Origin of the sequence: Salipaludibacillus aurantiacus (assembly GCF_900111295.1) — a bacterium.
Lineage (GTDB): Bacteria > Bacillota > Bacilli > Bacillales > Salisediminibacteriaceae > Salipaludibacillus > Salipaludibacillus aurantiacus.
The window spans coordinates 235788-248629 of sequence record NZ_FOGT01000002.1 but is presented as its reverse complement, the minus strand read 5'-3'; the positions used below and the strand labels follow the sequence as shown (position 1 = coordinate 248629).

The window sequence follows — 12842 nt, the reverse complement described above, 5'->3', positions numbered from 1 at the left end:
TGAAACGAAGGAGGAAAAGACAGAATGGCAACAAAAGTACTGATTGTTGACGATGCAGCATTTATGCGCATGATGATTAAAGATATATTGACAAAGAATGAGTTTGAGGTAGTGGCAGAAGCAGCAGACGGACAGCAGGCGATAGAGCTGTATAAGGAACATTCCCCTGATTTAGTGACGATGGATATTACGATGCCGGAAATGGATGGTATAACCTCTTTGAAAGAAATCAGGAAAATGGATGCTGATGCCAAAGTAATTATGTGCTCAGCCATGGGCCAGCAGGCGATGGTTATTGACGCTATCCAGGCAGGTGCAAAGGATTTTATAGTCAAGCCTTTTCAGGCTGAACGTGTGTTGGAAGCAATTAATAAAACATTGGGGTAGAGTTTTCGGGGAGTGACTGGATTGAAAAAGATTGTATGGGCTATTATTCTATTTCTTCTTATACCAGCAGGAGCAGCAGCTGAGGAAACGGGTGATTTCGGAGAAGAAGACCGGAATGTGAGCGAATTTTTAAACCTTTATGAGAATAAGAACCAAAACAGCACAGATGAAACTGAGCCGGCCGGTTCATCTTCAGAGGAAGAAACTAATGAAAATGAGGCAGCGGCCGGGGCTCACTCACCTAATTTGTTCTTTATCATGCTGCAGCTTCTTTTGGCTCTTGGCGCCGTTCTATTTGGAATTTACGCTTTGCTTAAGTTTATTAACAAAAGAGCACGCAATTTCAGCAGCCACTCAACTGTCCAGTCTGTAGGGGGAATTGGAGTAGGTACAAACCGGTCTGTGCAACTTGTCAAAGTAGGAGACCGTCTTCTCGTAGTGGGAGTAGGAGACTCGGTTAATTTACTGAAAGAAATTGACGACCCTGATGAAATAAAGGCTCTTATGGAAAAAAACGAGTCGCCGCAGGATTTATTCGACCAGTCTGCTTCAAAATTAACCGGATGGCTTAAACAGAAGAAAGACAGCCGGTTAAACGACAGCTCCCCGTTTCACAGTTTCCTTGACAGGGAGATGACTGAAGTGAAAAAAACTCAAACTAAGGTTCATTCTGTATTAGAGGAGAAAGAACAATGATAGCAATGATTGAAATACCGGCATTAGATATTTTCAGCGAGGATCCCGCAAATCTTACAGCAACCGTTCAATTATTGATTTTATTAACTGTTTTATCTTTGGCTCCCGCTATTTTAATTTTAATGACCAGTTTTACACGCATTGTCATTGTTCTGTCTTTTGTAAGGTCAGGTTTAGCGACGCAGCAGATGCCGCCAAACCAGGTATTAATTGGGCTGGCTCTTTTTTTAACATTCTTCATCATGGCGCCGGTTTTTTCAGATGTAAATGATAATGCCCTGCAGCCTCTGTTCGACGGGGAACTGACGCAGGAAGAGGCTTTTGAGGAAGCGGCAGCACCTATGAAAGCTTTTATGGCCGAGCATACGAGGGAAAAAGACTTAGCGCTGTTTATGGGATATGCCGGACAGGAGAGGCCTGAGTCACTGGATGACATTCCTTTAACCTCTCTTGTACCTGCTTTTGCTATTAGTGAATTAAAAACGGCGTTCCAAATAGGTTTTATGATATTTGTGCCCTTTTTAGTAATTGATATGGTTGTAGCCAGTGTGCTTATGTCTATGGGGATGATGATGCTCCCGCCGGTTATGATTGCACTGCCGTTTAAAGTGCTGTTGTTTGTTATGGTTGACGGCTGGCATCTCGTAGTCCGTTCGTTATTATTCAGTTTTTAAAGGAGGAGCATTATGAGTCCGGAAATGGTCATCTCATGGGCAGAACAAGGAGTTTTTACAGTTTTACTAATCGCAGGGCCATTATTAATAACAGCTTTGGCTATTGGCCTGGCCGTCAGTATTTTTCAGGCTACCACACAGATTCAGGAACAGACACTCGCTTTTATTCCGAAAATTGCAGGGGTACTCATTGCACTGATCGTCTTCGGGCCTTGGATGCTGACTCAGGCCATTGCCCTGGCTGAAGAAATATTCAGCAATTTGCACCAGTTTGTAGGGTAAGGTTATGGCAGAAATTTTTGAATGGTTTCCGGCTTACATGCTGATCCTTGTACGCTTGTCAGCTTTTTTTATGACGCTTCCTTTCTTTTCCTACCAGAATATTCCGGGACAATTAAAAATCGGAATGGCGGTTTTTATGTCCTGGATCATCTTTTTTACTGGAGACTGGCCTGTTTTTGAAGTGAATTATGAATTTTTTCTTTTAATAATAAAAGAAGCTTTAGTTGGCCTGACAGTAGGCCTGATTGCAACTATTCTTCTCTACGCTATTCAGGTTGCCGGAGGATTAATAGATTTAAAACTCGGATTTATGATTGCCAACGTCATTGATCCCCAGACGGGTGCACAGTCACCTTTAATCGGTAGTTACCTGTATACTTTTTCACTATTATTTATTCTGGCGTCGAATGCTCATCATCTGCTTTTGGATGGGGTCTATTACAGCTATCAGTTTGTTCCGCTCGACCAATTGTTTCTCCCTTTTGGAGAGTATGCCGTAATCGAACATATCATTGTGAGTTTTAATACGATGTTCATCATCGCTTTTCAAATGTCTATGCCGATTGTCGGGTCTATTTTTCTTGTAGATGTTGCCCTTGGAATGATCGCAAGAACGGTACCGCAGGTAAACGTATTTGTAGTCGGTCTGCCGTTAAAAATCTTTCTTGGCCTAATTGTTATGGTTCTTACTATGGCCCCGTTTTTTATTCTCGTCCAAAACCTGGTGGAAACACTGACGTTAGCAATGAGAACATTAATGGAGCTTTACGGAGGGGTGTAAGGGATGTATCTTACCCTTGATCTTCAATACTTTGCACAGGAAAAAACGGAGAAAGCCACTCCTAAAAAAAGAAAAGAATCAAGAAATAAAGGCCAGGTTGCTAAAAGCACAGACGTTAATACCGCATTTATACTATTATTTGTTTTTCTATTTTTCTGGTTTATCGGTTCTTTTGTTGTTGGGCAGATGCTGGAAATACTCCAGTATACTTTTAGCGATTATTTATTAATGGAACTTTCTGAAGAAAATGTTCGGTCAATGCTGGTGGAGTTTTCTTACCAGGCTGCTGTAGCTGTAGCGCCGGTTATGCTCGTAACCGCATTGGCAGGTATTTTCAGCAACTACCTGCAAGTCGGCTTTCTGTTTGCTCCTGAAGCTGTGAAAATGAAGCTGAGCAAAATTGATCCGATTAAAGGATTTAAGCGTATTTTTTCAATCAGGGCGCTGGTCGAATTTCTGAAGTCAATGCTGAAAATCTCACTTGTCGGTATGGTGACTGGAGGAGTGCTCTGGTTCTTTTTGGAGGACCTTTTAAAGCTCGGGTTGTTTCCGGTTGAAGACGGGATGACGCTGATTGGCAATTTAATAGTCATAATGGGGCTTGGAGTAGCCTTGCTTCTGATCTTTCTCGCTATATTGGATTATATGTACCAGAAGTATGATCACGAAAAAAATATTAAAATGTCAAAACAGGATGTGAAAGATGAGCACAAAAAGACAGAAGGGGACCCGCTGATAAAATCAAAAATAAAAGAAAAGCAGCGGCAGATGGCAATGAGCCGGATGATGCAGGAAGTTCCACAGGCAGATGTGGTCATCACAAACCCTACTCATTATGCTGTCGCCCTCAAATACGATGAAACAAGTATGGACGCTCCTGTAGTTATCGCAAAAGGAGTGGACTATATTGCTTTAAAAGTCATTAATGTCGCGAAAAATAATGACGTTATGACAGTGGAAAACCGGCCTCTGGCCAGGGCCTTGTATTCACAGGCAGACATAGGAGACCAGGTCCCTGAAGAGATGTTTAAAGCGGTAGCCGAAGTATTGGCTTACGTTTACCGTATCCAGCAGAATATTTAAGAAGTGCCGCACGGTTATATAAAAGGAGAGAAGCGCAAATGCCACTAAAAGATTTCAGCATTTTATTATCAGTTATTTTAATAGTCATCATGTTAATTATCCCGCTGCCAACAGGGATGATTGATTTTCTGATTATTATTAATATATCATTTGCGCTTATTATTATCTTAGTTTCGATGAATACAAAAGAACCGTTGCAGTTTTCTATATTTCCTACTCTGCTCCTGCTGGTTACTTTATTCCGATTAGGTTTAAACGTTTCTACGACAAGGGCAATCCTTGGAAACCAAGGCGATGCAGGGAACGTTATAGAAACGTTTGGGCAGTTTGTTGTCGGGGGCAATGCACTCGTCGGCTTTGTAGTGTTTATTATTTTAGTGGTCATTCAATTCGTAGTTATTACAAAAGGTGCCGAACGAGTATCAGAGGTAGGCGCGCGCTTTACACTCGATGCTATGCCGGGGAAACAGATGAGTATTGATGCTGATTTAAATGCTGGGATGATTTCAGATACAGAAGCAAAAGAACGGCGGAAAAAAATTGAACAGGAAGCTGATTTTTACGGTTCCATGGACGGGGCAAGCAAATTTGTTAAAGGAGATGCCATTGCCGGTATTGTTATCGTAATCATTAATATTATTTTTGGACTCGTCATCGGTATGGTACAGGAAGGTCTGCCGTTAGGTGAAGCGGCTAATAAATATACGTTATTAACGGTAGGTGACGGGCTGGTAAGCCAGATACCGGCGCTGCTTATTTCGACCGCAACCGGAATTGTCGTTACGAGAGCCGCCTCTGAAGGTAACTTGGGCCATGATATCACAAAGCAATTGCTGGCTTATCCTAAAATGCTCTATGTAGCAGGCGGAACTATCGCCGCTCTCGGTTTTTTTACCCCGATTGAACCTATGGTTACGTCTACAGTAGCCGCAGCGCTCGGAGTTGGCGGATTTCTCCTGGGTAGAAACGATAAAAATGTTATGGAATTAGATGAGCCGGAGGACGAGGAAAGTACAGGGGAAGAAGAGGATATTAAATCGCCGGAAAGTGTCGTTAACCTTCTGCAGATTGATCCAATAGAGTTCGAGTTTGGATACGGCCTTATTCCACTCGCTGATGCAAACCAGGGCGGCGACCTGCTGGACCGGGTGGTTATGATTCGCCGGCAGCTTGCGATTGAAATGGGGATGATTGTTCCTGTGATACGTATAAGGGATAACATCCAGCTTCAGCCTAATGACTATTCCATTAAAATCAAAGGGAATGAAGTGGCAAAAGGGGAGCTTCTGCTTGACCACTTTATGGCCATGAGTCCTGGAGTGGATGATGAAAATATAACAGGAATAGAAACAGTTGAGCCTGCTTTCGGCCTGCCTGCTCTCTGGATTTCAGAAGAAATGAAAGAACAGGCTGAATTATCAGGCTATACTGTGGTTGATCCTCCTTCCGTGGTCTCTACTCATTTAACAGAAGTTATAAAACGTCATGCACATGAACTGCTCGGCCGCCAGGAGACTAAACAGCTGATCGATCACTTAAATGAAACGTACCCGACTCTTGTTGAAGAGGTGACTCCGAATCCATTATCTATCGGGGACATTCAGAAAGTTTTAAACAATTTATTAAAAGAAAAGATTTCTATTAAAAATCTTCCTGTTATTTTTGAAACCCTTGCTGACTACGGCCAGATGACAAAAGATACAGATTTAATGACAGAGTATGTGCGGCAGGCGCTGGCGAGACAGCTTTCCAGGCAGTATGCCGAAGACGGAGAGCCGTTATTTGTAGTGACTGTCAGCGGCGCTGTTGAAAAAATGGTGGCAGATGCCGTGCAACAGACAGAACATGGAGCCTTTTTGAATTTAGACCCGGATCACACCCAGACGATCATAGAGTCAATGATGACTGAGGTTGAAAGGATGCAGGAATCCGGGCATATGCCCGTCCTGCTGTGTTCGCCGGCTGTCCGTATGTATATCCGCCATTTAATTGAACGGTACATGCCACAGGTGCCTGTTTTGTCTTATAACGAACTTGAGCCTCATATAGAAGTTCAAAGCGTAGGGGTGGTGAATGGCAGATGAAAGTAAAAAAATTCACAGGAAAAGACATGGCAGAGGTAATGGAAAAAATACGTGCTGACCTTGGCCAGAACGCTGTCATATTAAATTCTAAGCAGGTGGAGGCGGGAGGCTTTCTCGGTTTTTTCACTAAAAAGAACATGGAAGTGACAGCTGCTATTGATCCGGAAATAAGCACCTCCCGGCCGTTTAAAAGACCAGCTGCAAAACCAGCACCGGTGACCGGTAAAAAAAGCGATACTGACGCTCAAACGCTCAGTATTTCAAGGGAAATTGAAGAGCTTAAATCAATGGTAGAGAAAATAAAACTACCAGCAGAAAATTATCCTCCGCAGCTTGAAGAATACAACCAGCTGTTTATTGACCAGGAAGTCGAGGACTTTTACAGGTTAAAAATAATGAAAAAGCTGTTAGAAAAATGGTACAGGCATGAAGGGGATAACAAAACCAGGGAGCAGCTCGACAAGTGGGTCAGTGAGGAACTATTATCTTTACTCCCTGAGGAAGGGTTTGGAAGTTTTAAATACGAAAAAAAATATTTAAATGTGGTAGGGCCAACTGGGGTAGGCAAAACGACAACACTCGCTAAAATGGCTGCAAAAGCGGTGCTCAAAGACAATAAAAAGGTGGCTTTTATTACGACCGATACGTTTAGAATTGCAGCGATCGAACAGTTAAAAACGTATGCCAAAATACTTGATGTGCCTTTAGAGGTCGCTTATTCGGCCAATGATTTTAATAAGGCGCTTAAGCACTTTAAAGATTATGATCTTATTTTAGTCGATTCAGCAGGAAGGAATTTCCGAAATTCGTTATATGTGGACCAATTAAATAAGATTATTGATTTTAATAAGGAAATGGAAACACATTTAGTTCTTGCCATGACATCAAAATACAGAGATATGAAAAAGATTCTCGAACAATTCCAGCTGATCGCGGTGGATAAACTGATTTTTTCCAAACTGGACGAAACAGACACGCTGGGGGCGCTGATTAATATTATGGCTGATTGCCAGACAGGGGCAAGTTATCTGACTACGGGGCAAAATGTTCCAGATGATATAGAAGAAGCTGTTCCTGAAAGGGTGATTGAAAGGCTGTTAAGGAGATGAATGGCTGGTGAGCGATCAAGCAGACGTTTTACGAACTAAAATGAGCCGCTCCTTATACGAAAGCCAAAAGCCGCCTTCAAAAATAATTGCCGTGGCCAGCGGAAAAGGCGGAGTAGGCAAGTCTACGTTTACGCTTAACTTTTCCTTAAGTCTTCAAAAAGCAAGTAAAAAATCACTAATAATTGATCTGGATGTGGGGATGGGCAATATAGATATCCTGCTCGGCCGCACGTCCCGCTATTCCATTGCGGATATGGTTAATAATGAACTATCCATCTGGTCAGTTATTGAAAAAGGACCAGAGGGCCTTTCTTATATTGCAGGCGGCAGCGGCCTTGAAGAACTATTTGAAATGGATTTTGATAAAACAGAGTTCTTCTGCAGGCAAATAGAGTCTCTGGAATCAGAATTTGATTATATTTTCTTTGATATGGGAGCTGGTATAAACAGCAACAGCCGTTATTTTTTACTGTCTGCCCATGAATTGTTTCTTATAACCACCCCTGAACCTACTTCTGTAACAGATGCCTACGGAATGATTAAATATGTCCATTTAAACGCTCCCGCTCTTCCAGTTTATATGGTTGTAAACAGAGTTCAGTCTAAAGAAGACGGAGAGAAGACATCAAGGAATCTGGAAGAAGTTACTAAGCGGTTTCTGGGAAAGGAAATTAAAATGTTAGGTTATGTGCCAGAGGATAAAATTGTCTGGAAAGCAGTAAGAGAACAGCTTCCTTTTGTCTTGTCTGCTCCCTCCTCAAGGACGTCTTATTCTGTAAATCAGTCAGCCCAGGCTTACTTAGCTCAAGGGACTGGGACTGTGAGCAGCGAGGATGATGGCACATCAGTCCGCTCCTTTTTGACAAAATTAAAAACTTTTATAAAAAAACAGAGGGGGTGAGGGGTTGACCAGCGTTCTCGTAGTCGACGATTCAGCCTTTATGAGAAAAATGATTTCAGAGATGCTGGATAACCAGCCTGATATTTATGTCATTGATAAAGCACGTAATGGAAAGGATGCTGTCGAAAAAGTTAAACAGCTGAACCCGGATGTCATCACCATGGATGTAGAGATGCCGGTGATGTCAGGGATTGAAGCATTAAAAGAAATAATGGCTGAGAATCCTAAACCGGTAATTATGATTTCAAGTGTTACTAAAGAAGGCGCCGATACCACTATAAAAGCTATGGAATACGGGGCGTTTGATTTTATTTCTAAACCGTCAGGCTCCATTTCGCTCGATATACATAAAGTGGAAAAAGAATTAATAGACAAAGTCCGCCTTGCCTCTTCAGTAAAGGTGACTAAATTAACACATAGTCCGGCAGGAAAAACTGCCCCTGATCACCTGGACCCTTCTATTAAAACACCAAAAGAAGGTCTAAAGTCCGGTGTGTCCGCCATGGTGGTTATAGGGACTTCAACAGGAGGGCCTAAAGCCCTTCAAAAAGTTCTCCCCCAGCTGCCTGAAACATTTCCCCATCCTGTTTTAGTCGTTCAGCACATGCCTGAGGGGTTTACTAAATCATTAAGTGAAAGGCTGGACGCTCTATCTAAAATAAAGGTGAAAGAGGCGGAAAACGGAGAGATTATAAAAAAAGGTGTTGCCTATATTGCTCCAGGAGGATACCATTTAAAAGTAAGAAGAATAGGGACTTCAGTCGCAATACATTTAGATCAGTCTACGTCAGTAAATGGCCACCGGCCTTCTGTTGATGTGATGTTCACTTCCCTATCTGCCGTAAAGTTAGACAAAGTAATTGCTGTCCTAATGACAGGGATGGGGCAAGACGGCAAAAACGGTTTACTTCATTTGAAAAAATCAGTCAAAACAGCAGCCATAGCTGAATCAGAGTCTACAGCAGTGGTCTTTGGAATGCCTAAGGCCGCAATAGAAACGAACCTGGTTGATGAAGTGAAAGATATAGATGCCATTGCCGCTTCACTTCTAAAACACAGCTGACAGGAGGGATTTTATTTGGAAAAAAATCAGTATTTAGACATGTTTATTGATGAAAGCACAGAACATTTGCAAGCTCTAAACGACAACATTTTAAAATTGGAAAACAGTCCTGAGGAGTTATCACTTGTTAATGAAATTTTCCGGTCTGCCCATACACTGAAAGGTATGGCAGCTACGATGGGGTATGAAGATCTGGCTAACCTTACCCATCATATGGAAAATGTCCTCGATGGAATAAGGAACAGGAAGTTTGAAGCTGACACCCGTTTAATAGATGTCATTTTTGAAGCCATCGATGACCTTGAAGCCATGGTCTCTGATATTTCAGATGGGGGAGAAGGAAAAAGGGACGTCACCCGGGTACAGGATAAGCTTGCGCAAATTGAAAAAGGCGAGTTATTCGAAGAAGCAGCAGCGACAGTGGAAAACGTTGAAGTAAGTAAAGAGAAGTATGCTTTTGATGATTTTGAACTTACTGTGCTTGCCCAATCGAAAGAGCAGGGGTTTAATGCGTTTCAGCTGAAAGTAGTATTAAGAGAAGATGTTATTTTGAAAGCCGCCCGCGTTTTTATGGTTTTCGAAGTATTAGAGCAAATTGGAGAAGTGATTAAATGCCTCCCGCCAGTCGACCAGCTGGAGGCAGAAAACTTTGATCTCAGTTTTACTGTGACACTTGTGACTAAAGAAACGGAAGAAGAAGTAGAAGCACGAATAATGAAAGTATCAGAGATTGATAATGTTGTCCTCTCACCTGTGGAGGAAATAGAGCATCAGTCCCAGGATGAAAGCGGGATCCCGGAAAGCCGGGAACAAACGGACATACAAAGTGATCAAGCACACGATCCAGATGATCTTAATAAGCCTATGATTAAAGAAGATAAGACAGTGCCTGCGGCAAACAAAACAATCAGAGTGAATATTGACCGGCTCGACAGCTTGATGAATCTTTTTGAAGAATTAGTTATTGACAGAGGCAGGCTTGAACAGATTTCGCGGGATTTAAAAAGCAGTGAATTAACTGAAACAGTTGAACATATGACCCGGATTTCGGGTGACCTGCAAACGATTATTTTAAACATGAGAATGGTTCCGGTTGAGCAGGTATTTAACCGGTTTCCCAGAATGGTCCGCACCCTGGCGAAAGAGTTAAATAAAAAAGTCAATTTGGAGATTATCGGTGCAGAAACTGAACTGGACAGAACGGTCATAGATGAGATAGGTGACCCGCTTGTTCATTTACTCAGGAATTCCCTTGATCATGGTATCGAGGAACCTGAACAGCGCAGAAAATCAGGAAAAACTGATACAGGCCAGATTACTTTAAAGGCCTACCACAGCGGTAATCATGTATTCATTGAAGTGGCAGATAACGGGGCGGGAATCGACCGGGACAAAGTATTAGAAAAAGCGATTTCCCGTGAAGTCATCTCAGAAGAAAATGGTGCCGGATTAACTGACCGCCAAGTATACGAGCTCCTTTTTTCCAGCGGACTGAGTACAGCCGATAAGATCTCCGACATTTCGGGGCGCGGAGTGGGCCTTGATGTAGTAAAAAGTAAAATCGAATCTTTGGGCGGTAATGTCAGTATAAACTCCAGGCTTAATGAAGGAACCGTGTTTTCAATTCAGCTTCCTCTGACTTTGTCAATTATTTCGGTCATGCTGGTGGAAGTACAGGACGAAGTTTATGCCGTGCCTTTATCTTCAATCATTGAGACAGCGATTATAAAAAAAGAAGAGATTATGTCAGCTCATAATCAGAAAGTCATCGACTTTCGGGGGAACGTGGTCCCGCTTATCAATCTAACTGACTTTTTTGATGTTCCAGTATCCAGAGAAGAAGATGACCATTGTTCTGTGATTATTGTGCGTAAAGGCGAAAAGATGGCTGCTTTGGTAGTTAATTCTTTTATAGGCCAGCAGGAAATTGTTCTTAAGTCTCTTGGAGATTATTTATCCGGCACGTTTGCTATCTCAGGTGCGACCATTCTGGGAAATGGGCAAGTTGCATTAATTATAGATTGCAATGCGTTAATTAAGTAATCCTTTAATTTTAATAATATGCTCTGAAGTTTTCAGCAGAAGCAAGTTCTTACACTCGTTCTGCATATTGAACACATCGTTAAACTAAATCAAAAAAATTGACTGGAACAGGGAGGTAATCGTATGAGTGAAAGCAGTTTGGACGATATAAAAGTAATAGTATTCCAGCTGAAAGATGAGGAATATGGAGTCGAAGTAGAACAGGTAAAGTCTATAGAAAGAGTCCAGCATATTACAAGAGTGCCAAGCACGCCTGATTTTGTAGAAGGTGTCATTAATCTTAGAGGAGTGGTAACTCCCATTATAGATTTAAGAAAACGTTTTAATATAGAAGGCCTTGATCATTCCGACACTACCCGTGTCATTATTGTTACAGTTGAAAAGATGGATGTAGGGCTGGTGGTTGATGCAGCAAACGATGTCATAGATATTCCAAGAAGCGCAGTTGAACCGCCGCCTCAAGTGGTAGGCGGACTTGAAGCAGAGTATATACGGGGAGTTGCAAAACTGGAAAAAAGGCTTCTGGTTTTATTAAATCTGGACAAAGTGCTCAATTCTGAAGAAATGGATGAAATGAAAGAGATTGAAGGACAGGTATAATGAGAGATTTAAACAAGGTCAGATCCCAGCATTTAGATATTCTAAAAGAGGCCGGCAATATAGGAGCTGGGCATGCAGCAGCAGCGTTATCCCAGATGCTTAATAAGACGATTGAGATGAAAGTGCCGGGTGTCAAAGTCATTCCTTTCAATGAAATAGGGGAATATACAGGCGGCGATGAAACCATTGTCGCAGCTGTTTTCCTTCGTATTGAAGGCGAAGCGCCCGGCAATATGTTTTTTATACTTCCTGTCAAGGAAGCGAACAGACTGGCTCAACGACTGACAGGGGACCTTTCAATCGATTTTATGGGAGATTCATTAAACGAGATGGGAATATCCGCTCTTAACGAAGCCGGAAACATTCTGGCCGGTGCCTACCTTTCTGCATTAGCTGATTTCACCCACCTGAATATGCAGCCGACACCTCCAGCTATTGCGGTAGATATGATTACGGCCATTTTATCCTTTGGCCTGATTGAAATGTCCGAGGCAGGCGACCATGCGATTGTTATTAATACCGAAATTAATGAGAAGGGTTCTGGTCATGCTGTTTCTTTTAAAGGTCACTTCTTTCTTTTGCCGGACCCTCCATCGTTAGATAAAATTTTAAATGCTTTTGGAGTCCGGCAAAATGAATAATTTAATTAAAGTCGGGATGGCTGAGCTGAAAGTTGCCAAGTCACCTCAGATTATACGGACTTCCGGCCTCGGCTCCTGTGTCGGAATTATCCTTTATAACGAAAAAGCAAAGGTCTCCGGTTTGGCTCATATTATGCTTCCTGATTCTTCCTGCGCCAGGGCAGGCGTTTTAAACAGGGCAAAATATGCAGATACCGCAATTAATGATCTTGTACAGCTTTTAGGTATAGAGGGCGTGCCCAGCTGCTTATTGAAAGCTAAAATTGCAGGCGGGGCACAAATGTTTAAATTCTCGTCTAAAAATGAATCAATGAGAATTGGGCCAAGAAACGTGGAAGCGGTAAAGGAAATCCTTTACAGGTTGAATATCCCAGTACTATTTGAGGATGTAGGAGGAAACATGGGACGGACAATACAATTTAATCCGGCGACATCCATACTTGAAATACGTACTGTCAGTAAAGGGCTTGTTCAAGTATAGGCAAAAAGTGCACAGCG

At 42.2% G+C, this 12842-nt stretch carries 14 protein-coding genes; all 14 read left to right on the top strand.

What is annotated here, in order from left to right; genetic code table 11:
• Window positions 1-24 precede the first annotated feature (24 nt).
• The 14 genes from BMW59_RS03215 to BMW59_RS03150 all read left to right on the top strand — a co-directional run bounded on the left by BMW59_RS03215 (window position 25) and on the right by BMW59_RS03150 (window position 12825).
• Window positions 25-387: a response regulator gene (locus tag BMW59_RS03215; RefSeq protein ID WP_093047582.1), complete on the top strand. Its 363-nt coding sequence runs from the start codon at window positions 25-27 to the stop codon at window positions 385-387.
• Between the two features lie 21 nt (window positions 388-408).
• The gene (locus BMW59_RS03210) at window positions 409-1083 is read left to right on the top strand and encodes a flagellar biosynthetic protein FliO (protein ID WP_093047581.1); all 675 of its coding nucleotides are present in this window, start codon (window positions 409-411) and stop codon (window positions 1081-1083) included.
• Between the two features lie 5 nt (window positions 1084-1088).
• Entirely contained in the window at window positions 1089-1757 is a 669-nt protein-coding gene (gene fliP / locus BMW59_RS03205) for a flagellar type III secretion system pore protein FliP (RefSeq protein ID WP_093047715.1), read from the top strand.
• A gap of 12 nt (window positions 1758-1769) precedes the next feature.
• On the top strand, window positions 1770-2039 hold the full coding sequence (fliQ, locus tag BMW59_RS03200; RefSeq protein ID WP_093047580.1) for a flagellar biosynthesis protein FliQ: 270 nt from the start codon (window positions 1770-1772) through the stop codon (window positions 2037-2039).
• Between the two features lie 4 nt (window positions 2040-2043).
• Window positions 2044-2820, top strand: coding sequence for a flagellar biosynthetic protein FliR (fliR, locus tag BMW59_RS03195; protein WP_093047579.1), 777 nt, complete (start codon window positions 2044-2046; stop codon window positions 2818-2820).
• Between the two features lie 3 nt (window positions 2821-2823).
• Complete coding sequence (flhB, locus tag BMW59_RS03190) at window positions 2824-3903, top strand: flagellar biosynthesis protein FlhB (protein WP_093047578.1); 1080 nt, start codon at window positions 2824-2826, stop codon at window positions 3901-3903.
• A 38-nt stretch (window positions 3904-3941) separates the two neighbouring features.
• Window positions 3942-5987: a flagellar biosynthesis protein FlhA gene (flhA, locus tag BMW59_RS03185; protein WP_093047577.1), complete on the top strand. Its 2046-nt coding sequence runs from the start codon at window positions 3942-3944 to the stop codon at window positions 5985-5987.
• Complete coding sequence (gene flhF / locus BMW59_RS03180) at window positions 5984-7096, top strand: flagellar biosynthesis GTPase FlhF (RefSeq protein WP_093047576.1); 1113 nt, start codon at window positions 5984-5986, stop codon at window positions 7094-7096. The genes flhA and flhF overlap by 4 nt, the downstream gene beginning before the upstream one ends.
• A gap of 7 nt (window positions 7097-7103) precedes the next feature.
• Entirely contained in the window at window positions 7104-7997 is an 894-nt protein-coding gene (locus tag BMW59_RS03175; protein WP_245732930.1) for a MinD/ParA family protein, read from the top strand.
• A 4-nt stretch (window positions 7998-8001) separates the two neighbouring features.
• Window positions 8002-9060: a protein-glutamate methylesterase/protein-glutamine glutaminase gene (locus BMW59_RS03170; protein WP_093047575.1), complete on the top strand. Its 1059-nt coding sequence runs from the start codon at window positions 8002-8004 to the stop codon at window positions 9058-9060.
• A 15-nt stretch (window positions 9061-9075) separates the two neighbouring features.
• The gene (locus BMW59_RS03165; protein ID WP_093047574.1) at window positions 9076-11103 is read left to right on the top strand and encodes a chemotaxis protein CheA; all 2028 of its coding nucleotides are present in this window, start codon (window positions 9076-9078) and stop codon (window positions 11101-11103) included.
• Window positions 11104-11226: 123 nt separating this feature from the next.
• The gene (locus tag BMW59_RS03160; protein WP_093047573.1) at window positions 11227-11703 is read left to right on the top strand and encodes a chemotaxis protein CheW; all 477 of its coding nucleotides are present in this window, start codon (window positions 11227-11229) and stop codon (window positions 11701-11703) included.
• Window positions 11703-12344, top strand: a complete 642-nt coding sequence (locus tag BMW59_RS03155; protein WP_093047572.1) for a chemotaxis protein CheC — start codon at window positions 11703-11705, stop codon at window positions 12342-12344. Before BMW59_RS03160 ends, BMW59_RS03155 begins: the two co-directional genes overlap by 1 nt.
• On the top strand, window positions 12337-12825 hold the full coding sequence (locus BMW59_RS03150; protein ID WP_093047571.1) for a chemotaxis protein CheD: 489 nt from the start codon (window positions 12337-12339) through the stop codon (window positions 12823-12825). The genes BMW59_RS03155 and BMW59_RS03150 overlap by 8 nt, the downstream gene beginning before the upstream one ends.
• Window positions 12826-12842: the final 17 nt, after the last annotated feature.